Raw genomic sequence first — 19,494 nt, 5'->3', positions numbered from 1 at the left:
GATTCTTACACAAATCGCGCCCGGCCCCTGCTTCCTTGCTGAACTTCGGCTTACTTTTCGGTCAAGCCACGGCGCTCCAGCAGCGGTTCGATCTGCGCATCGCGGCCGCGGAAGCCGCGGAACATCTGCATCGCGTCCATGGTGCCGCCACGCGACAGCAGCATCTTGCGGAACCAGTCGCCGTTCTTGCGCAGCATGCCGCCGTTCTCGGTGAACCAGTTGACGGTGTCGGCGTCGAGCTTTTCCGACCACAGATAGCCGTAGTAGCCGGCCGAGTAACCGCCCGCGAACACGTGCGAGAAGTAGGTGGTGCGGTAGCGCGGCGGCACCGGCGCGTAGTCGACGCCGGCGGCCTTCAGCGCGGTCGCTTCAAAGCCCAGCACATCGGCCGGGATCTGCGACGCGCCCAGCTGGTGCCATTTCTGGTCCAGGATGGAGGCGGCCAGGTACTCGGTGGTGCGATAGCCTTCGTTGAATTTCTTCGAGGCGATCACCTTGTCCAGCAGTTCCTGCGGCATCGGCGCGCCGGTCTGGTAGTGCTTGGCGTAGTTGGCCAGCACCTCGGGCCAGACCGACCACATCTCGTTGACCTGCGACGGGAACTCGACGAAATCGCGCGGCACGCGGGTGCCGGAGAAGCGTGGGTAGTTGACGTCGGAGAACATGCCGTGCAGCGCGTGGCCGAACTCGTGGAAAGCGGTGCGCAGCTCGTCGTAGGTCAGCAGCGTCGGCTCGCCGGCGTTCGGCTTCGGAATGTTGAGGTGGTTGGCGATGACGGGATGCGTGCCCATCAGCTTGGACTGCGACACGTAGGCATTCATCCAGGCGCCGCCGCGCTTGTTGCTGCGGGCGTAGTAGTCGCCGATGAAGATGGCCAGCTGCTTGCCGTCAGCGTCGAACACGTCCCACACGCGCACGTCCGGATCGTAGACCGGCAAGTCCTTGCGCTCCTTGAACGTCAGGCCGTAGACCTTGTTGGCGGCGAAGAAGACGCCGTTGGTCAGCACGTTGTTCAGTTCGAAGTAGGGCTTGAGCTGGTTCTGGTCGAAATTGAAGCGCTCGGCACGCACCTTGTCGCTGTAGAAGGACCAGTCCTGCGCCGCCAGTTGGAAATCACCGTGTTCCTTGTCGATCACCTGCTGGATCTCGGCGCCTTCTTTTTTCGCGTTGACGACGGCCGGGCGGGCGAACTCGGACAGCATCTTGTTGACCGCTTCCGGCGTGCGCGCGGTCTGGTCTTCCAGCGAGTAGGCGGCGAAGTTGGCGTAACCCAGCAGCGCAGCCTTGTCCGCGCGCAGCTTGGCCGTCTTCAACACCACTTGCGTGTTGTCGTACTTGCCGCCGTGGCTGCCGCGCGCCAGCGAAGCGGCCATCAGCCGTTCGCGCACCGCGCGGTTGGTCAGCACCGCCAGGTTGGCCTGGCCGGTGGTGTTGACCACCGGGATGGCGAACTTGCCGTCCAGGCCGCGCGCCTTGGCGGTGGCTGCTGCGGCGTCGATCGCCTTGTCCGACATGCCGGCAAGCTCTTCACGGGTGTCGACGATCAGCGCCGAGGCGTTGGCTTCTTCCAGAACGTTCTGGGCAAAGCTGGTGGACAGCTTGGCCAGCTCGCCGTTGAGCGCCTTCAGTTTTTCCTTGTCGGCGCTGGACAGCTTGGCGCCGGCGCGCACGAAGTCGGTGTTGTAACGTTCCAGCAGGTACAGCGACTCGGCGTCCAGGTGCAGCTTGGCGCGCTTGTCGTACAGCGACTTGATGCGGGCATACAGCTTGGCGTTGAGGCGGATCGCATCGCTGTGGGCCGCCAGTTTCGGCGACAGCTCACGCTCCAGCGCCTTGAAGCTGTCGTTGGTGTTGGCGCCGGACAGGTTGCCGAACACGCTGGACACGCGCGACAGCAGTTGGCCGGATTTCTCCATCGCGACGATGGTGTTGGCGAACGTGGCCGGCTGCTTGTTGTTGGCGATGGCTTCGATTTCGGCGGCGTTGATGCGCATGCCTTCGGCGAACGCCGGACCGTAGTCCTCGTTCTTGATCTGGTCGAACGGCGGGTAGCCGAACGGCAGCGTGCTGGCCTTGGCGAAGGCATTGCTGGCCGGCAGCATGGAAGCTGGCTCGGCCGCATGCGCGACGCTGCAAACGGCCGCCACGCCGGCGGCGAGTAGCAGGTTGAGGTTGGTGTTCATCTGGTTTTCTTATAAACGGTTTATATTATTTCAGGCCACGACGGTCCAGCAGCGGCTCGATGATCGGATCGCGGCCGCGGAAGTTGCGGAACAAATTCATCGCATCGTCGGTGCCGCCGCGCGACAGCAGCTTGGCGCGGAACCAGTCGCCGTTTTCGCGCTTCAGGCCGCCTTTTTCCTTGAACCATTCGACGGTGTCGGCGTCCAGCTTCTCGGACCACAGGTAGGCGTAGTAGCCGGCCGAGTAGCCGCCGGAGAAGCTGTGCGAGAAGTAGGTGGTGCGGTAGCGCGGCGGCACCGGCGCGAAGTCCACGCCCATGTCCTTCAGCGACTGCGCTTCAAAGCCCAGCACGTCGGTCGGGATCTGCGACGGGGTCAGCTGGTGCCAGCGCTGGTCCAGCAGCGAGGCCGACAGGTACTCGGTGGTCAGGAAGCCCTGGTTGAATTTCTTCGAGGCGATGACCTTGTCCAGCAGTTCCTTAGGCATAGGCGCGCCGGTCTTGTAGTGCTTGGCGTAGTTGGCCAGTACTTCCGGCCACACGGCCCACATCTCGTTCACTTGCGACGGATATTCGACGAAATCGCGCGGCACGCTGGTGCCGGAGAAGCGCGGGTACTTCACGTTGGAGAACATGCCGTGCAGCGCATGGCCGAACTCGTGGAAGGCGGTCTTCACTTCGTCGTAGGTCAGCAGCGTCGGCTCGCCTGCCGGCGGCTTCGGAATGTTGAGGTGGTTGGCCACCACCGAATGCGTGCCCAGCAGCGACGACTGCGAGCTGTACTCGTTCATCCAGGCGCCGCCCTGCTTGTTGCTGCGGGCGTACATATCGGCCAGGAAGATGGCCAGCTGCTTGCCGTCGGCGTCGAACACATCGAACACGCGCACGTCCGGGTTGTACACCGGCAGGTCCTTGCGTTCCTTGAACGACAGGCCGTACAGCTTGCCGGCGGCGTAGAACACGCCATTGGTCAGCACGTTGTTCAGCTCGAAGTACGGCTTCAACTGGTTCTCGTCGAAGGCGAAGCGCTGGGCGCGCACCTTGTCGGTGTAGAAGGCCCAGTCGGAGGCGTCGATCTGGAAGCCGCCCTTGTCGGCGTCGACCACGGCTTGCAGGTCGGCCGCTTCCTTCTTGGCGTTGGTGACGGCCGGCTTGGCCAGTTCGCCCAGCAGCTTGTTGACGGCGGCGGTGTCGTGCGCGGTCTGGTCTTCCAGCGAGTAGGCGGCGAAGTTGGCGTAGCCCAGCAGGGTGGCTTTCTCGGCGCGCGCCTTGGCGATTTTCAGCACCACTTCGCGGCTGTCGAACTCGCCGCCGTGGCTGCCGCGCGTCAGCGACGCGGCCATCAGGCGTTCGCGCACGGCGCGGTTGGTCAGCACGGCCAGCGGCGGCTGGCCGCTGGTGTTGACGATGGCGACCAGGAACTTGCCGTCCATGCCCTTGGCCTTGGCGGCTGCCGCGGCGGCGTCGATGGCGGCGTCGGTCATGCCGGCCAGTTCTTCGCGGGTGTCGACCACCAGCGCCGAGGCGTTGGTTTCCTTCAGCACGTTCTGGGTGAAGGTGGTTTGCAGCGTGGCGATGGCGCCGTTGATGGTCTTGAGTTTTTCCTTGTCGGCGTTGGACAGCTTGGCGCCGGCGCGGACGAAATCGGTGTGGTAGCGTTCCAGCAGGTGCTTGGATTCGGCGTCGAGCTTGAGCTTGTCGCGGTTGTCGTACAGCGATTTCACGCGGGCGTACAGCTTGGCGTTCAGGTAGATGGCGTCGCCATGGGCGGCCAGCTTGGGCGACATCTCGCTATCGATCGCATCGAGCTTGTCGTTGGTGTTGGCGCCTTGCAGGTTGCCGAAAGTGGTTTGCACGCGGGTCAGCAGCTCGCCGGATTTTTCCATGGCGACGATGGTGTTCTCGAACGTGGCCGGCTTCTTGTTGTCGGCGATCGCTGCGATTTCCTTCAGCTGGATGCGCATGCCTTCGACGAAGGCCGGCTGGAAGTGCTCGTCCTTGATCTTGTCAAATGCCGGGTAGTGGAACGGCAGCGTGCTGGCGGCGGCCAGCGGGTTGCCGGCCAGCGCGGCGGCGGGAGCAGGTGCGGCCAGCACGGTCTGGGAGAAGGCCAGGCCGAGGGCGGCCGCGATTACGAGCACTTGAGGACGGGACATGGTGACATCTTTCATTAAACGCCGAGGGAAAATGCTGACGCGCCTAAGCGCAGCATGGAAGCGCAAGATGATATCAGGGTGATATGGCGGCAGTCACTGGCAAAAAATGCTGCACTGCACTTGGTTGGAAAGCGGGGGCTTTTTCCGAAGAATGCTTTGTCGAATTGGCATTTTTACAGCTACACTGAGGTTCCGTTGCAACATCACCGCAGAAATGAACACTCAACAGCTGAAACGACATTGCCAGCAATACCCCGGCGCGGTGGAAACCCTGCATGGAGAACCGTCGAATATCCTGGTCTACAAGGTCGGGGACAAGACCTTCGCCTACTTCAAGACCAGCGAGCCGGAGCGCTGGCGCTTCAGCCTGCGCGTGACGCCGGACCGTTTCCTGGAGCTGACCGACGTGCCGGGCGTGAAGCCAGCGCGCTACATGGGACGCTTTCACTGGGTGACCATCGTCGACGTGAGCAAGTTCCCGGCCGATTATCTGACCGAGCTGGTGGCGGGATCGTACCGGCGCGCGGTGGAGTCGCTCAGCAAGGCCAAACAAAAAGCGTTAAGCCAGCATGCTAGCGGTGCTCGAAGCGGCGATCCGGAATAAACCAGATCATTGCGACACTCACATAGACCGCGAAACCGGCCATCGGTTCCACCAGCGACACGCCGATACCGATCAAATACAGCAGCGTCGACAGCTTGCCCTTGCGATCCTTGCCGAGCGCAATCCTGAGCGCCTCGTTGTTGGCCGCCAGGCACTTCGCCAGGATGAAGTAGGCGATGCTGGACATGAACAGGATGAAGCCATAGCAGGCCAGCGGCAGCGCGGCGAAATGGTTCTCGCCGACCCAGCTGGTCACGAACGGCACCAGCGACAACCAGAACAGCAAATGCAGATTGCCCCACAGCGCGCCGCCGGTGACCTTGCTGACGGTGTGGATCAGGTGATGGTGGTTGTTCCAGTAGATGCCGACGTAGATGAAGCTCAGCACATAGCTGAGGAACACCGGCCACAAAGGCTGCAACGCCGCCCAGTCCGCGCCATGCGGCACCTTCAGTTCCAGCACCATGATGGTGATGATGATCGCGATGACGCCGTCGCTGAATGCTTCCAACCTGCCCTTGCCCATTTCTCGTTATCCTTTTCAGGCCGGCTTGTGCCGGACCAGTTTTATCTGTAGTTCACAACCGACCGCAGCAGCATATTTTTGAAGCGTTGCGACGGATGGCGCATGCTGCCTTTCTCCTTCAAACGCTTGCGTGCCAGCTTCAGTTCCTTCTCTGGCGCGCCTGTTCGCATAGGCCCAATTTTCCTTCTCGCTTGGCCAGCCTGTTAACTACGCAGAAGCTGGCATCGAAGGCCAAAATGCGAAGCAGCCTTCGCCATGGTTCGATCAAAGGTCCATAATTCGGCTTGGTATTCTTGGACCAGTGCCAAATGCAATGCATCGCCTGCGCGAAGACCGGTCTGCCATCCATCCAGCATATGTGTCGCCATGCGATGGTCGTTGTCATCGACTGCAAGCCTGACCAGGACTGGCGCCACAAGGTTCGCAAAGGCATCGACTGCCTTCCTTGCTCCACGTCGCGTGATCAGCTTGCGCCGAATCTGAATGCCCAAGGCAGACAGCAACTCCACTTCCGTCCAGCTGCTAAATGCCAAGGCGTCGCCAGGACTGGTCATCAACCGTTCAGCGAGTTGACTGCCGGATTCTGGAAGCAGGAAAGCCATCAAGACACTGGTGTCGATATACCGCATCAGAAACGATCCGAGTCGCGCATCTTGCGTATAAATTCGGCTGAAGGCTCGCCCAAATAACGAATGCCAGCCCGGTGTTCGGTCAAGCTTGGGACATGCTGCCGGGGTAGATCGCTCTTCACGATCTTGACGACCGCTTTTCCTCGCTTGGTGATCGTCACCTGCTCTCCCCCTTCCACTAACTCGATCAGCCTGCTCAACTGCGCTTTCGCTTCAGCCAAAGAAAACGTGTACATGGGAACCTCCTGACTATCTGGATGGTCACTAAATCATAGCACCTCATGGAACTTATCATCCCGACCAACAGTAGAATATCGTCTGCCCACAAAGCCCAGAAGGGGCACTGCCGAGATCGCGGTGCCGTTGGGACCTACATCAATCGTGCACGCTATGCTGCACGTGCGTGCTGGCGTACAGTGGTAGATGCCCTCGAGGAGTCAATCATGAATGGCAAGCATCAGCCCCTGCAGGAACATCACAGCATCGCAGAGCGTGTTGCCCGTTTAGAGACGGCGATCCACTACCAAGGCCAGGCCATATCACGGCTACAGGAAGGAATGAGGGCCGACTTCGTTCGCACGGACGGCGGCTTTGTTCGTGTGGATATGGGCTTCGCTCGCATGAATGCCGAGTTTGCTCGCGTGCACGAGCAACTGCTGAAGATACGCACCACGGACTTTCGCATTCTGCTTAGCATCTGCCTGACCACGGCCCTTGGCACGATGAGCTTGATCGTCAAAATCTACGGTCTGCTCTAGTGCGCTTGCTGCATTAAACTGCACAAGGGCCGAGAACCCAACAATCAATAGCTGCTGTCGATGCGGTAGGTGATGGTCACAGTGCCCTGGACGGCATACTGCTTCAGGCGCATCGCCGCGACGCCGCCCACGCTCTCTTGCGGAAAACGGATCTCCAGGCGATTGCTTGCGAGCCATTTGACATCCGGGCCGTTGCGCAGATTATTGGTCGCCGGATCACGGAGGCTCCCGCAACCACCCACATAGACCACCTGGGCATCCTCGCGCGCATCAACCTTCACGTCGGCAGGTATGACCACGACCGTATCGATGCAATAGGAAGAAGGGCCGCCGCCGCCACTCTCGTTGAGCAGCACCGCCTTGTACCTGCCATCAGGCGAGCGCATCTCCTTCGTTTGGAAGGGCTGGTCTCCGAAGTAGCCCAGCAAAAAACGCGCCGCGCCTGCCAGCAAGGCCAACAAGCCCACCAGCGCCAGAAAATTTTTAAACCAGCGTCCGACAGCACGTCGTCCGGCGAATATCTCCACTTTTTTCCGTCCTCTAAATTTACTCGCGTATCTCAGGTTCCACCAACTGCGCCAACAGCACCAGTGATTCCTGCCAGCCCAGATAGCAGGCTTCCGTCGGGATCATCGCCGGTATGCCTTCCTGCACCACCTTCAGCTCCACGCCGCAGAACACTTCGCGCAGCGTCACGGTGGTCTGCATCACGCCGGGCAGGTTGGGATCGTCGAACTTGCCGGTGTAGACCAGGCGCTGGTTCGGCACCAGCTCCAGGTATTCACCGCCGAAGTGATGGCCGCCGCCGGTGGTGAAGTTGGTGAACGACATGCGGTAGCCGCCGCCCACCCTGGCGTCCAGCGCATGCACCTTGCCGGTGAAGCCGTGCGGCGGCAGCCATTTGGCCAGCGCGTCGGCATCCAGGAAGGCGCGGTAGACGCGCTCCGCCTTGGCCTTCAGTACCCGTTGCAGTTGTACAGTATTCGTAGTCATGATCGTATCTCCTGTGAGTGAGAGGACATCCCTCTATAATCTACGACGAACGACGGTCCGTGAATTCGACACGCCACGCCTATCCTTCTGATCATAGACAAACGTGCAATTACCGCCTATCCTGCCAATTTTCAAATTTGAAACATTAAGGATACGCCATGGGCCAGACTTTTTCCACTTGGCGGCTGCTGGCTGCGGCGCTAGGCGTCACTATTTCGCTGTCCACCGGCGCGGCAGAATCGCTTAAACCAGCCATCGCCGATTTCCGTAGCTGCGCCAAGCCTGGCTGGCCGAGGGAAGCGCTGCGCAATGAACAATCCGGTACCGTCACGCTGGCCTTCCTGATCGCCGCCGACGGCAGCGTCGCCGACGCCAAAGTGACCCGCTCCAGCGGCTTCCCGCTGCTCGACGATGCGGCCGTGACCGGCCTGCGTCTGTGCCACTTCAAGCCGGGTACCGTTGACAGCAAACCCGTCAGTGCCTGGCAGCAGATGCAGTATGTCTGGGACCTGGGGGACGACTCTAAGATACGAGTCGATCAGTCGGCAGTGAACCAATACCGGGATGCCGCGCTGGCCGGAGATCCCGAGGCGCTGTACCTGCTGGCCAAGGCCTACAGCAACGGCGCAGCCAATCAAGCGACCGCCCTGAAGCAGTTCCGTACCACGCTCGACAAGAGCCTGGTGGACGCCCAGTTCGAGCTGGCCAATCGGCTGTCCACCGGAAGAAATGCGCCGAGGGACCAGGCCGAAGCCGCGGCTTGGTATCGCAAAACCGCAGAAGCGGGCAATGCAAACGGACAGACTGAACTCGGCTACCGTTATGTGCAAGCCAAAGGTGTCACACAAAACTATGCCGAAGCGATGATCTGGTATCTGAAGTCAGCGACGCAAGGCGACCACCGGGCGGAATTCAATATCGGCCTGCTGCATTCAGATGGATTCGGCGTCCCGATCAATCTGGCTGAGGCCGCAAAATGGTTTCGCAAGGCAGCCGAAGGTGGCAACACCAAGGGTGAGGCTGCCCTGGGTCAGTGCTACCTGTCCGGCAAAGGCGTTCCCGAGGATCTGCCACAGGCGCTCCAATGGCTGAAGCTGGCAGCCGCAAAACGCAGTCCCGTCGCCGAACGCGATCTGGCGACGATGTACCTGAGTGGCAAGGGCGTTTCCCAAAACGATGAGGAAGGCATACGCTACCTGCGTCTGGCTGCGGCCGACGAAGATATCAGCTCGCAAATCCGACTGGGACTGGTGCTGGCCCACGGGATGCACGGCGTCGCCGCCAATCCTTCCGAAGGCGTGCAATGGCAACGCACCGCTGCCAAGGGCGGTAACGCAGCCGCCGAAAACAACCTGGGCTATGCTTACGAAATAGGTCGCGGCGTTACGCAGGACTATGCGGCCGCACGCGAGTGGTACATACGCGCGGCGGGACATGGGAATGGCAATGCGCAAGCAGCGCTGGGCGGCCTATACCAGCACGGACTGGGCATAGAGAAAGACCTGAACAAGGCCGTTTCGCTGTATCAAAGCGCCGTTGATCAGAACAATAAGGATGGCCTGTATCGCCTGGCGGCGCTGTACGAAGCCGGGCAAGGCGTTCCGCAAAACGCGGCGACCGCCGCCGCCATGTACCAGCGTTCAGCTGATCTGAACTTTGAGGCCGCCATGCGCCGCCTCGCCACCGCTTACACAAACGGCGAACTGGGCCTGAAGGCAAATGCCGCGCTGGCCAGCGAGTGGCAGGCCAAGGCCGAGCAGCAGGCAGCCGCTCCGCGCTTCAACTTCCGCTAGGCTACACTGCCGTCTTGTACCGGAAAAGGATCAACGATGGAAAATTATGTCGAGCTGCTGGAAACCCTGGCGCAGCAGGAAAAGGAATTGCAATTCACCGCCTTCACCAGCGACACCGCGCTGGCGCTGGGCCTGAAGGTGGTCGAGCTGGCCAGGCAACGCGACAAGAGCGTCACCGTCAACGTGACGGTCAACGGCAAGGTGCTGTTCCACCACGCGATGCAGGGCGCGACGCCCGACCAGGCCGACTGGATACGCCGCAAGAGCAATGTGGTGACGCGCTTCGGCCGCTGCTCCTTCCACATTGGCACCGATTATAAAAATCGCGGCGTGGCGTTCGAGGAGGTGAAGTACCTGGACCCGAAAGAGTACGCGCCCTACGGCGGTTCCTTTCCGGTGGTGGTCAAGAATGTCGGACTGATCGGCACGGCCACCGTCTCCGGCCTGCGCCAGGCGGAAGACCATGCGATCGTGGTGGAAGCGCTGCGCGCTGTGCTGGCGTAATCAGTAATGCGGTGGCGGTTCGTGCGCCAACGCGCCGCCGCCTCCGCCGCCTTGCGCCTGGTCGCGCACATGCTGCACCAGCGCCGCGCACATCTGCTCGAGCTTGTCGATCTGCTGCTGTTGCTCGTAGACGCGCTGGTTCAGCGACTCCACGATGTGCTCCTGGTGCGCCAGTTTGATTTCAATATCGATAAAGCGGTCTTCGTTGGTGCTCACGGCATACTCCCTGCTGGAAAGCACGCATTCTACCGCCTTAGTGGCCTTACTTAAGGTAGACCCCGCCACAGACCACCATGTCGTCTTCCGGCATGCAGTACATGGACTTCGGTTCGATCTGGCCGCTGGTCGGATTGGTGAACTTGTAGTCCTGCCAGAACGGCTGCTTTTTCTTCGCCAGCTCGACGCGTTCCTTGACGAAGGCCTTGCCGTCGACGTCCTTAATTTCCATCAGGTTCTTGCCGATCATCTTGGCGTTGGCGCCGTGCGCGCGCACCACGCCGTCCAGGCCGTACACGGTCAGGTACAGGTCGCGGTCGGTGAACTGGCCGTCCCTCTTGTTGATCTCGCCGTAGGTTTTGTCCTTGCCGTTGGACTTCAGGAACTTCAAGGCTTTATGCACCATCGCCTCCGCTTCGGCCTTGGTGGCAATGTCGGCGGCGCGGGCGGCGGGCAACAGCGCGCAGGCAAGAACGACAGACGCAATGAGCTGGGTACGCAAGTGTCACCTCCGGTGAAATCGCGCCAGATTGGCACATGCCGATGCTAGCACAAGGCCTGTTCGATTACGTCTTCGGTGTGGTTAATAGTTCCTTCATCCGTGCCAGCCGCTCCTTCGGCGTCAACACTTCGGACTCGGCCGGCACGGCGTTGCCGACGTCGAGCTCCATCTCCTTGATGAAGCGCGACGGATCGCAATGCACCTGCTCGCCCGCGCGCTTGCGCTTCTTGCACCAGGTGATCTGCAGCGTGCGTTGCGCGCGCGTGATGCCGACGTACATCAGGCGCCGCTCTTCCTGCACGCGGGCGGCAATGGTCTCGGCGGGCGCGTCGGGATCGCCCTTGTGCGGCAGGATGCCTTCCTCGACGCCGACCAGGAACACATGCGGATACTCCAGTCCCTTCGACGCGTGCAGGGTCGACATGCGCACCGCATCCGGGTCTTCGTCCTGGCCTTCAAGCATGGACATCAGCGCCACCATCTGCGTCAGCTCCAGCACGTTTTTCTCTTCGCTGTCGCGGTCCTTGCCGCCACGGCCGCGCTCCTTGAGCCAGTTGGTGAACTCCAGCACGTTCTGCCACCTGGCCTGCGCGGCGCGCTCGTCGAACATATCGTAGAGGAAGGATTCGTAGTTGATCGCTTCCAGCAAGTCGTCCAGCACCTGGGCCGCGTTGTCGCCGCTGCCGCTCGGACCGGGCCGGCTGGCGCGCGCCTCCAGGTTGTTGATGAAGTTGCAGAAGTCGCGCAACGGCAGCAACTGGCGATCATTCAACAGACCTTCGATGCCCCCCTTGAACACCGCCTCGAACAGCGAGCACTGCCATTGACCTGAGAAGGTGCCCAGCGTCTCCAGCGTCGACTGGCCGACGCCGCGCCGCGGCGTGGTCACGGCGCGGATGAAGGCCGGATCGTCGTCGGTGTTGGCCAGCAGACGCAGGTAGCTGATGATGTCCTTGATCTCGGCCTTGTCGAAGAAGCTCTGGCCGCCGGAGATCGTGTACGGGATGCGCTCCTTGCGCAGCGTCTGTTCGATGATGCGGGCCTGGTGGTTGCCGCGATACAGGATGGCGTAGTCGGACCACTTGTTCTTGCGCTGGAAATGGTCGGCCGAAATCATGATCGCCACCTGCTCGGCTTCCTGGTCGTCGTTGGCCATGCCCAGCACGTTGATCGGTTCGCCCAACCCGTGCTCGGACCACAGCGATTTCTCGAACAGCTTGGGATTGTTGCCGATCACCGCATTGGCCGCTTGCAGGATGCGGGTGGTGGAGCGGTAGTTCTGCTCCAGCTTGATCACCTGCAGGTCGGGGAAGTCGGTTTGCAGCGTCTTCAGGTTTTCCACCGACGCGCCGCGCCAGGCGTAGATCGCCTGGTCGTCGTCGCCCACGGCGGTGAACATCGGCTTCTTGCCGATGCCCGTCACCAGCAGCTTGACCAGCTCGTACTGGCAGGTGTTGGTGTCCTGGTATTCGTCCATCAGCAGGTAGCGCAGGCGACGCTGCCACTTGTCGCGCACCGGCTCGTTGCTGCGGAACAGTTCCACCGGCAGGCGGATCAGGTCGTCGAAGTCCACCGCCTGGTAGGCCGACAGCGTCGCCACGTAGCTGGCGTAGATGCGCGCCGATTGCGCCTCGTCCTCGTCCTTGGCGTTGTGCAGCGCGATCGCCGGATCGACCAGGCCGTTCTTCCACAGCGAAATATCGGTCTGGATGCGCCGCACCACCTGCTTGTCGGTGGTGATCGCCATGTCCTGGATCAGCGAGCCGCAATCGTCGCTGTCCATGATGGAGAAGCGGTCCTTGAGGCCGACGCCGTTGGCTTCCTGGCGCAGGATCTTGACGCCCAGCGAGTGGAAGGTCGAGACCGTCAACTGCTTCGCCTGCCGAGGCTGCTTGAGCAGCTTGGCGATACGCTCCTGCATCTCCAGCGCGGCCTTGTTGGTGAAGGTCAGCGCGGCGATGGTGCGCGGATCGTAGCCGCGGTCCTCGATCAGGTGGGCGATCTTCTGGGTGATCACGCGCGTCTTGCCCGAGCCCGCGCCGGCCAGCACCAGGCAAGGGCCGTCCAGGTACATGACGGCCTCGCTTTGCGGGACATTAAGACCGAATTGGGGGGCTTTGGACATCAGGCAACGATCTGGCTAGGGAACAGCCAGCCATTGTACAGCCCCCGGCCGGTCAGAAGCCCGACAACACGATCTTGCCGATGGTGCGGCGGCTTTCCAGCGCCTCGTGCGCGCGGCGCAGGTTGGCGGCGCTGATCTTGCCGTAGACCTCGCCCAGCGTGGTCTTCAGCTTGCCGGCGTCGATCAATGCCGCCACTTCGTCCAGCAGCTTGTGCTGTTCGATCATGTCCGGCGTGCCGAACATCGAGCGGGTGAACATCATTTCCCACACCCAGGTCACGCTCTTGGCGAACAGCTTGTCCATGTCCAGCGGCGCCGTGTTGTGGACGATGCTGACCACCTTGCCCTGCGGCGCGATCACTTGCGCGATGGCGTCGAAATGCGGATCGGTGTCGCTCAGGCACAGCACGTAGTCGACGCTGGCGATCTCCAGCGCCAGCAGTTGCGCCGCCATGTCGCCGTTGTGGTCGATCACGTGGTCGGCGCCCAGCTCGCGCACCCACTTGGCCGATTCGGGACGCGAGGCGGTGGCAATCACCGTCAGGCCGGACAGCTGCTTGGCCAGCTGGATCGCGATCGAGCCGACGCCGCCGGCGCCGCCGATCACCAGCACGCGCTTGCCGGCGTCGGCGCCGTCGCGGCGAATCGCCAGGCGGTCGAACAATGCTTCCCATGCCGTGATCGAGGTCAGCGGCAGGGCGGCGGCGTGGTTGAAGTCCAGGCTGGCCGGCTTGCGGCCGACGATGCGCTCATCGACCAGGTGGAATTCGCTGTTGGCGCCGGGGCGGACGATGCTGCCGGCGTAGTAGACGGCGTCGCCCACCTTGAACAGGGTCACGTCCGGGCCGACGGCGGTCACGGTGCCGGCGGCGTCCCAGCCCAGCACGCGCGGGGCGGCGTCGGCCGCTTCGCCGGCGCGCACCTTGGTGTCGACCGGATTGACGGAGACGGCTTCGATCTTGACCAGCAGATCGTGGCCGGTGGCGACAGGGACGGCGATTTCCACATCTTGCAGGGCGGTGTTGGTGACGGCGATGGCTTTCATGGTTTGCTCCAGATAAAAGTTTTGATGGACGCAGTATGAATCGCCGCATTTACTTTGATAATTGGCATAATGATGAAATCATTCTTCATCAAATCAATAAAATGGCTCTGGACCTGACCGACGTGGCGCTGTTTGTGCGGGTATGCGCGACCCGCAACCTGTCCGCCGCCGGGCGCGAATTCGGCCTGTCGCCGGCTGCGTCCAGCACCCGCATGGCGCAGCTGGAAAAGCAGCTGGGCGCGCGCCTGCTGCACCGGACCACGCGCCAGATCACCGTGACGCAGGACGGCGAAGTGTTCCTGGAACGCGCCGTGGCACTGCTGGATGCGGCCGAGCAGGCCTCGACGGCGGTCGGCCACGGCAACGCCCAGGCACAGGGCTTGCTGCGGGTGGCGGCCTCGGTGACGTTCGGGCGGCTGTACATCGTGCCGGAGGTGGCGCAGTTCCTGGAGGAACATCCCGGCGTGCAGCTGGACCTGCGCCTGTCCGACAGCGCCCACGACCTGGCGGCGGACGGCATCGACGTCGCCATCCGCATCGGCCCGCTGCGCGATTCGGCGCTGGTGGCGCGGCCGCTGGCGCCGAGCAAGCTGGTGTTGTGCGCCTCGCCCGACTACCTGCGCCGGCGCGGCGTGCCGCGGCAGCCGGCCGACCTGTTGCAGCACGAATGCCTGGTGCTGCAAGCGATGAACCCGTGGCGGCTGCTCGAGCGCGACGGCAGCGAGCTGCTGCTGCGCGTCGGCGGCCGCTTTCGCAGCGACAACGGCGAGGCGCTGCGCGACGCCGCCATCGCCGGGCTGGGCATCGGCCTGTCGTCGACCTGGCTGGTGGCCGACCAGCTGCGCAGCGGCGCCCTGGTACGGGTGTTGCCGGGCTACCAGACCACCGATTCGGTGATTTCCGCCGTCTACCTGAACCGCCGTTTCCTGCCGCCCAAGAGCCAGGCCTTCATCGACTTCTTCAGCCGGCGTTTCGGGCCGGAACCCTACTGGGATGTCGGCATCGCCTGAGCAGGCGCAGTAGCGATGGCGGCATTTGCGTTACCATGCGGGGATGAGGCGCGTACGCGCCTGCCCTAGACATGGTTTCCCTATGAAATTCGAACATTTAATTGAAATTAACGACCCGCTGAATCCGCTGATCGATGCCCTGAGCCTCAAGCAGCTGTGGAGCGGCCTGGTGCTGCGCGCCGAATCGCCGAAGCTGTTCGTGCCGCACCTGGACGAGTGCGTCATCGACGAGCGCGTCGAGAACGGCTTCCGCCGCCGCCTGACCTACGGCAAGCTGGTCATCGAAGACCGCGTGGTGCTGGAGCCGATGCGCCAGGTGCGCTACGAAGTGGCGGCGCAGCAGGACATCAGCCAGTCCAGCCTGACGATGACCATCGAAACGCCGACCGCCGATACGCTGTACGTGCGCTTCCAGTACGACGACGGCCACGACGCGGCGACCGACGCCGCCAACGCGATGTACGACGATTTCCGCCGCTCGGCCTACCAGGAGTCGGATATCGACACCATCCGCGTGCTGCGCGACCTGGCGCAGCAAGGCCGGCTGGATGCGATGCTGAACTAGTACTCGCCTAAACGGCGGCGCTGCGGCCCCACACCTGCTCCATGCGCAGCGGTGGCGCCTGCAGCGTGGCCAGCTGTGCATGGCTCAGCACCTCGCGGATGCCGTGCAGCTCGGCGCGCGTATCGCGTTGCAGGAACACCTCCAGCGGCGCGCCGCGCGGGCCGATCACCGATTCCACATGCGGCGTGGTCGATTGCAGGCCGCGGCGCGACACCACGCCGATCTCGCCATTAATCAAGCGCACATAGGTGCCGATGGGATAAATGCCCAGCTCGCGTATCAGCAGCGCGGCCAGGTTGCCATCCACCGTCACGTTCGATTCCAGCAGCAGGTCGCGCAGGGCGGCGTGCGGGGTCATGGTCTTGCGCCAGGCGCGCTCGGCCACGCGGGCGCAATAGCGGTCGGCCAGCGCCAGCAAGCGCGCCAGCGGCGGAATCTGCGCGCCCGACTTGCGCAGCGGATAGCCGCTGCCGTCTTCGTTTTCATGGTGATGCAGGATGCAGTCCAACCAGGCCTGGTCGGCGATGCCGGCCAGGCGCAGCAGTTGCACGCCGGCTTCGGGATGGGCTTGCACCACGGCGCGATCGGCTGCGCTGAGTTCGAGGCGGCTGTCCTGCATGCGCTGGTGTTGCTCCAGCATGGCGACGTTCATCGTCAACGCGGCCAGCGTCAGGCTCGCGGTCTCTTCCGGCGACAGCTGCTTCGCCTTGGCCAGCAACTGCGCAACGACGGCGGTATCGATGCAATGACGCACCGCGTAGGGCGCGGCGCGCTGGTTGTGCAGGATGGTGGCAACGGCCACGTCGGCATTGACGGCCACGGCATCGGTGACCAGCAGCGCCACATCGTCCAGGCGGCGGCGCAGATCCGGCGGCGCGGCGCGCTGCGACACGGCTTGCAACAGTGCGTGCAGCTCCAGGCTGGCGGCGTTGAGCTTGCGCAGCGCCGAGTCCGGTTCGCGGGGGGCTTCATGCTGCCCGCTGTGGTCCTCGAACGAACCGCGCTCGACCAGGTAATCGATCTGGTTGGCGCTGGCGATCATATGCCCCTTGCGGACCAGCAGGGCGCCGTTTTCGCCGTACACATTCCACGGTATCAGCATGCCCAGCTTCAGATCGGCTGCCGTGACTTTACGTATCTTCATTGCCGTTGATAAAAAACTATCGAGCCAGCAGCATACGGTGTTTCGGTGAGAATGTGTGAGATTGTTGTATTTTAGGGTGCGGGGGTGCAGTCGATGCAGCCGCAGTCGTGCGCCGGGGCGGTGGCCAGCTGGTGCGCCAGGTCGCGCAGGGCGGTGCGCACGCCTTCCTCCACCACCGGGTGATAGAAGGGCATGTCCAGCATGGCGCTGACGGTCAGCCCGGCCTGGCAAGCCCAGGACAGCAGGTGGCCGATGTGCTCGGCACGGGGACCGATCATCTCGGCGCCCAGGAAGCGGCCGGTGGCGTGCTCGGCGTACACCCGCAGCATGCCCTTGTTTTGCAACATCACGCGGCTGCGGCCCTGGTTTTCAAACGACACCTTGCCGACCGAGAAGCGGCCGGCGTATGACGCGCACAACTCTTCGTAGCTGGCGCCCAGGGTCGCGATCTGCGGCTCGGTGAAGGCGATCGTCAGCGGAGTGCGGCGCAGGCCAGGTTGCACGGCCGGATAGCGCGCCGCGTTGTCGCCGGCGATGCGGCCCTGGTCGGCCGCTTCCGGCAGCTGCGGCCGTTCGTTGTCGGCGTCGCCGGCGATGAAGATGGCGCTGGCGCCGCATTGCATGGTTTGCTGGTCGTACAGCGGAATGCCGTGATGATCGCGCTCCAGCCCGGTGTTCTCCAGTCCCAGCTTGTGCACATTCGGGCGCCGGCCGATCGCCGACAGCAGGTAGCTGAACTGCTCGGTGCGCTGCACGCCGTCGCCGTCCTCGCTGGTGACGGCCAGGCCGTCGCCCTCCGGCACGACCCGGACCACCTTGGTTTTGAAGCGCACGTCGAGCTCATCGGCCATGGCGCGGCGCGCCACGTCCAACACGTCCGGATCGCTGAGCTGGGCGACGCTGCCGCCACGGCCGAACACGGTCACCCGCACGCCCAGCCGCGCCAGCGCCTGGCCCAGCTCCAGGCCGATGACGCCGGTGCCGGCCACGGCGATCGACGCCGGCAGGTCGTCCCAGTAAAACACGTCGTCGCTGGTGATCACGCGCGGGCCGGCCGCGCGCCACTCGTCCGGCACGATGGGCGTGGAGCCGGTGGCGATGACGAAGCGCTCCGCCTCGATCAGCGTGTGTTCGTCGATTTGCAGCTGGGTCGCGCTGAGAAAGCGTGCATGGCCGCGGATCTTGTCCTCGGCCGGATAGCCGTCGACGCTCTCGACGACGAAGCCGACAAACCGGTCCCGTTCGCTGCGCACGCGCGCCATCACGGCCTTGCCGTCGATGCGGACCTGGCCCGGATGCACGCCGAAGGCCGGAGCCGCGTGCAGCGCATGGGCCGCCTCGGCCGCCGCGATCAGCAGTTTGCTCGGCATGCAGCCCACGCGGGCGCAGGTGGTGCCGTAGACGTTGGATTCGATCAGCAGGGTTTTCTTGCCGCCGGTGGTGGCGGCGCGGTAGGCGGTCATGCCGGCGGTGCCGGCGCCGATGACGGCGACTTCGGTGCGTAGCGTTTTCATTTTTCAGAGTCTACACCGTTTGGCTGAACGGCATATCCGGCCAAAAAGGCAAGCTTACCGCGCACGATACGTGTAATCGAGTTTTACTTAAAAGCAAAAGAGTATTAGTATCACTTATCGTTTCCAATTTATATAAGTGCAGCTTATGGGATCACTCGACTACCGGGCACTGGCCGTGCTGGACGCCGTTGCCAGCCAGGGCAGCTTCGAAAAAGCCGCTTTGGCGCTGGGCATCAGCCAATCCGCCGTTTCGCAACGCATCAAGGCGCTGGAAGACGCCGCCGGGCGCCTGCTGATCGTGCGCGGCCAGCCGGCAGTGCCGACCGGCCTGGGCCAGCGGCTGGTGTCGCACCATCGCAACGTCAGGCTGATGGAAGCGTCGCTCGACATTGATCTGGGTCACAAGGTGAGCATGCCGGAGATCGCGCTGGCGGTCGATGCGGCCAGCCTGGCGACCTGGTTCCCCATGAGTTTGCAGCCCTTGCTATCGCCGCCGCGCTGCCAGCTGAAGGTGCAACTGGCCGACCAGAAGATGGCGCTGCACCTGGTGCAGGAAGGCAGCGTGTTCGGCAGCATCGCCGTGGCCCAGGAGCACCCGGACCAGCACGCCAACGGGCCGGACGTCACGCCGCTGGGCAAGATGCGCTACGTGTGCGTGGCCACGCCGGCGTTTGCCGGCCACTGGTTTGGCGACGGATTCTCGCTGGATGCGGTGCGGCTGGCGCCCGCCGTGGTCAGCGACCAGGACATGATGACCGGCTTCCTGCACACGGTGCTGGAGCTGAACGGCCCGTATCCGCACCACACCATGCCGCAGTCGGCCGCCACCGCCGAGTGCATCTATGGCAGCCTGGCGTACGGCCTGATGCCGCAGATCCAGGTGTCCGGCGCGCTGGCCAGCGAGCGCCTGGTCGACTTGGCGCCCGGCCACCACATCGACGTGGAGCTGAACTGGCATGCATGGAACCTCGACACGCCGTTCACCCGCGCGCTGACCGAGCAGATCGTCGCCACCGCCCAGCGTTTCTTGCTCTAAACCATGGGGGTCAAGTCTGACATTCGGACACGGATTCAGCCGTAATCGCTCCCGATGCATGAGCTCGTGTCCGAATGTCAGACTTCGTATATTGAGCGTACCGCATCTCCATCGGATAATAAGGAGGTAGGTGCGGTCAGGCGGAGTGACGCTGATGAGACTTAGTGCCGTGGAGCACGTGGGTCAGATAAG

20 protein-coding genes are annotated in these 19,494 nt (G+C 63.1%); 7 read left to right on the top strand and 13 right to left on the bottom strand.

Features of this window, described 5'->3' with window-relative positions; all coding sequences use genetic code 11:
* Positions 1 to 50: 50 nt before the first annotated feature.
* Together D0T21_RS30780 and D0T21_RS30775 are read right to left on the bottom strand one after the other, a co-directional pair.
* Positions 51 to 2,183 carry a M3 family metallopeptidase gene (locus D0T21_RS30780; RefSeq protein ID WP_116993834.1) on the bottom strand — a complete coding sequence of 711 codons (2,133 nt, stop codon included), beginning with the start codon at positions 2,181 to 2,183 and terminating at the stop codon, positions 51 to 53.
* Between the two features lie 25 nt (positions 2,184 to 2,208).
* Positions 2,209 to 4,338: a M3 family metallopeptidase gene (locus D0T21_RS30775; RefSeq protein ID WP_199538630.1), complete on the bottom strand. Its 2,130-nt coding sequence runs from the start codon at positions 4,336 to 4,338 to the stop codon at positions 2,209 to 2,211.
* Between the two features lie 214 nt (positions 4,339 to 4,552).
* Between D0T21_RS30775 and D0T21_RS30770 the strand changes: the two genes are divergently transcribed.
* Positions 4,553 to 4,942: an MmcQ/YjbR family DNA-binding protein gene (locus D0T21_RS30770; RefSeq protein WP_116993836.1), complete on the top strand. Its 390-nt coding sequence runs from the start codon at positions 4,553 to 4,555 to the stop codon at positions 4,940 to 4,942.
* Here the strand turns inward: D0T21_RS30770 and D0T21_RS30765 are convergent.
* The 3 genes from D0T21_RS30765 to D0T21_RS30750 all read right to left on the bottom strand — a co-directional run bounded on the left by D0T21_RS30765 (position 4,911) and on the right by D0T21_RS30750 (position 6,333).
* On the bottom strand, positions 4,911 to 5,468 hold the full coding sequence (locus D0T21_RS30765) for a TMEM175 family protein (RefSeq protein ID WP_116993837.1): 558 nt from the start codon (positions 5,466 to 5,468) through the stop codon (positions 4,911 to 4,913). The two genes, D0T21_RS30770 and D0T21_RS30765, sit on opposite strands and share 32 nt — an antisense overlap.
* A gap of 203 nt (positions 5,469 to 5,671) precedes the next feature.
* Positions 5,672 to 6,097 (bottom strand): type II toxin-antitoxin system VapC family toxin, encoded by a 426-nt coding sequence (locus D0T21_RS30755; RefSeq protein ID WP_116993838.1) that lies wholly within the window; start codon positions 6,095 to 6,097, stop codon positions 5,672 to 5,674.
* A complete protein-coding gene (locus D0T21_RS30750; protein WP_116993839.1) occupies positions 6,097 to 6,333 on the bottom strand; it encodes a type II toxin-antitoxin system Phd/YefM family antitoxin in 237 nt (78 codons plus the stop codon). Before D0T21_RS30750 ends, D0T21_RS30755 begins: the two co-directional genes overlap by 1 nt.
* A gap of 207 nt (positions 6,334 to 6,540) precedes the next feature.
* On the opposite strand from D0T21_RS30750, the gene D0T21_RS30745 reads away from it, so the two are divergent.
* Entirely contained in the window at positions 6,541 to 6,855 is a 315-nt protein-coding gene (locus D0T21_RS30745; RefSeq protein WP_116993840.1) for a hypothetical protein, read from the top strand.
* 44 nt (positions 6,856 to 6,899) lie between these two features.
* Here the strand turns inward: D0T21_RS30745 and D0T21_RS30740 are convergent, their stop codons facing one another.
* Both D0T21_RS30740 and D0T21_RS30735 read right to left on the bottom strand, forming a co-directional pair.
* Entirely contained in the window at positions 6,900 to 7,382 is a 483-nt protein-coding gene (locus D0T21_RS30740) for a hypothetical protein (protein ID WP_116993841.1), read from the bottom strand.
* Positions 7,383 to 7,401: 19 nt separating this feature from the next.
* On the bottom strand, positions 7,402 to 7,848 hold the full coding sequence (locus tag D0T21_RS30735; protein WP_116993842.1) for an SRPBCC family protein: 447 nt from the start codon (positions 7,846 to 7,848) through the stop codon (positions 7,402 to 7,404).
* A 158-nt stretch (positions 7,849 to 8,006) separates the two neighbouring features.
* On the opposite strand from D0T21_RS30735, the gene D0T21_RS30730 reads away from it, so the two are divergent.
* On the top strand, positions 8,007 to 9,641 hold the full coding sequence (locus D0T21_RS30730) for a TonB family protein (protein WP_116993843.1): 1,635 nt from the start codon (positions 8,007 to 8,009) through the stop codon (positions 9,639 to 9,641).
* A 36-nt stretch (positions 9,642 to 9,677) separates the two neighbouring features.
* Entirely contained in the window at positions 9,678 to 10,145 is a 468-nt protein-coding gene (locus D0T21_RS30725) for a heme-degrading domain-containing protein (RefSeq protein ID WP_116993844.1), read from the top strand.
* Here D0T21_RS30725 and D0T21_RS30720 read toward each other — a convergent pair whose 3' ends face one another.
* The 4 genes from D0T21_RS30720 to D0T21_RS30705 form a co-directional block, all read right to left on the bottom strand.
* Positions 10,146 to 10,361, bottom strand: coding sequence for a SlyX family protein (locus D0T21_RS30720; protein WP_020703788.1), 216 nt, complete (start codon positions 10,359 to 10,361; stop codon positions 10,146 to 10,148).
* A 46-nt stretch (positions 10,362 to 10,407) separates the two neighbouring features.
* Complete coding sequence (locus D0T21_RS30715; protein ID WP_116993845.1) at positions 10,408 to 10,863, bottom strand: cache domain-containing protein; 456 nt, start codon at positions 10,861 to 10,863, stop codon at positions 10,408 to 10,410.
* 64 nt (positions 10,864 to 10,927) lie between these two features.
* Positions 10,928 to 12,988 (bottom strand): UvrD-helicase domain-containing protein, encoded by a 2,061-nt coding sequence (locus D0T21_RS30710; protein WP_116993846.1) that lies wholly within the window; start codon positions 12,986 to 12,988, stop codon positions 10,928 to 10,930.
* A 52-nt stretch (positions 12,989 to 13,040) separates the two neighbouring features.
* Complete coding sequence (locus tag D0T21_RS30705) at positions 13,041 to 14,033, bottom strand: zinc-binding alcohol dehydrogenase family protein (RefSeq protein WP_116993847.1); 993 nt, start codon at positions 14,031 to 14,033, stop codon at positions 13,041 to 13,043.
* Between the two features lie 101 nt (positions 14,034 to 14,134).
* Between D0T21_RS30705 and D0T21_RS30700 the strand changes: the two genes are divergently transcribed.
* Complete coding sequence (locus D0T21_RS30700; protein ID WP_116993848.1) at positions 14,135 to 15,043, top strand: LysR family transcriptional regulator; 909 nt, start codon at positions 14,135 to 14,137, stop codon at positions 15,041 to 15,043.
* 82 nt (positions 15,044 to 15,125) lie between these two features.
* Entirely contained in the window at positions 15,126 to 15,608 is a 483-nt protein-coding gene (locus D0T21_RS30695) for an SRPBCC family protein (RefSeq protein ID WP_116993849.1), read from the top strand.
* A gap of 7 nt (positions 15,609 to 15,615) precedes the next feature.
* Here D0T21_RS30695 and D0T21_RS30690 read toward each other — a convergent pair whose 3' ends face one another.
* Together D0T21_RS30690 and D0T21_RS30685 are read right to left on the bottom strand one after the other, a co-directional pair.
* On the bottom strand, positions 15,616 to 16,752 hold the full coding sequence (locus tag D0T21_RS30690) for an HD-GYP domain-containing protein (protein ID WP_229211706.1): 1,137 nt from the start codon (positions 16,750 to 16,752) through the stop codon (positions 15,616 to 15,618).
* 71 nt (positions 16,753 to 16,823) lie between these two features.
* Entirely contained in the window at positions 16,824 to 18,266 is a 1,443-nt protein-coding gene (locus D0T21_RS30685) for a dihydrolipoyl dehydrogenase (protein ID WP_116993850.1), read from the bottom strand.
* Between the two features lie 145 nt (positions 18,267 to 18,411).
* Between D0T21_RS30685 and D0T21_RS30680 the strand changes: the two genes are divergently transcribed.
* Positions 18,412 to 19,302 carry an ArgP/LysG family DNA-binding transcriptional regulator gene (locus D0T21_RS30680; protein WP_116993851.1) on the top strand — a complete coding sequence of 297 codons (891 nt, stop codon included), beginning with the start codon at positions 18,412 to 18,414 and terminating at the stop codon, positions 19,300 to 19,302.
* Positions 19,303 to 19,494 lie beyond the last annotated feature (192 nt).

The organism is Duganella sp. BJB476 (assembly GCF_003416895.1).
Lineage (GTDB): Bacteria > Pseudomonadota > Gammaproteobacteria > Burkholderiales > Burkholderiaceae_D > Rugamonas.
Note: the sequence above shows the minus strand (reverse complement) of the source record. Positions and strands in the feature narration are given on the sequence as shown.

Bases quoted from the DNA above. Each gene is read 5' to 3' on its own strand.
- D0T21_RS30710 (WP_116993846.1), bottom strand. From the start codon at position 12,988: ATGTCCAAAGCCCCCCAATTCGGTCTTAATGTCCCGCAAAGCGAGGCC.
- D0T21_RS30705 (WP_116993847.1), bottom strand. From the start codon at position 14,033: ATGAAAGCCATCGCCGTCACCAACACCGCCCTGCAAGATGTGGAAATC.
- D0T21_RS30685 (WP_116993850.1), bottom strand. From the start codon at position 18,266: ATGAAAACGCTACGCACCGAAGTCGCCGTCATCGGCGCCGGCACCGCC.
- D0T21_RS30755 (WP_116993838.1), bottom strand. From the start codon at position 6,097: ATGCGGTATATCGACACCAGTGTCTTGATGGCTTTCCTGCTTCCAGAA.
- D0T21_RS30695 (WP_116993849.1), top strand. From the start codon at position 15,126: ATGAAATTCGAACATTTAATTGAAATTAACGACCCGCTGAATCCGCTG.
- D0T21_RS30770 (WP_116993836.1), top strand. From the start codon at position 4,553: ATGAACACTCAACAGCTGAAACGACATTGCCAGCAATACCCCGGCGCG.
- D0T21_RS30750 (WP_116993839.1), bottom strand. From the start codon at position 6,333: ATGTACACGTTTTCTTTGGCTGAAGCGAAAGCGCAGTTGAGCAGGCTG.
- D0T21_RS30745 (WP_116993840.1), top strand. From the start codon at position 6,541: ATGAATGGCAAGCATCAGCCCCTGCAGGAACATCACAGCATCGCAGAG.
- D0T21_RS30730 (WP_116993843.1), top strand. From the start codon at position 8,007: ATGGGCCAGACTTTTTCCACTTGGCGGCTGCTGGCTGCGGCGCTAGGC.
- D0T21_RS30700 (WP_116993848.1), top strand. From the start codon at position 14,135: ATGGCTCTGGACCTGACCGACGTGGCGCTGTTTGTGCGGGTATGCGCG.
- D0T21_RS30735 (WP_116993842.1), bottom strand. From the start codon at position 7,848: ATGACTACGAATACTGTACAACTGCAACGGGTACTGAAGGCCAAGGCG.
- D0T21_RS30780 (WP_116993834.1), bottom strand. From the start codon at position 2,183: ATGAACACCAACCTCAACCTGCTACTCGCCGCCGGCGTGGCGGCCGTT.
- D0T21_RS30765 (WP_116993837.1), bottom strand. From the start codon at position 5,468: ATGGGCAAGGGCAGGTTGGAAGCATTCAGCGACGGCGTCATCGCGATC.
- D0T21_RS30690 (WP_229211706.1), bottom strand. From the start codon at position 16,752: ATGAAGATACGTAAAGTCACGGCAGCCGATCTGAAGCTGGGCATGCTG.
- D0T21_RS30680 (WP_116993851.1), top strand. From the start codon at position 18,412: ATGGGATCACTCGACTACCGGGCACTGGCCGTGCTGGACGCCGTTGCC.
- D0T21_RS30775 (WP_199538630.1), bottom strand. From the start codon at position 4,338: ATGTCCCGTCCTCAAGTGCTCGTAATCGCGGCCGCCCTCGGCCTGGCC.
- D0T21_RS30725 (WP_116993844.1), top strand. From the start codon at position 9,678: ATGGAAAATTATGTCGAGCTGCTGGAAACCCTGGCGCAGCAGGAAAAG.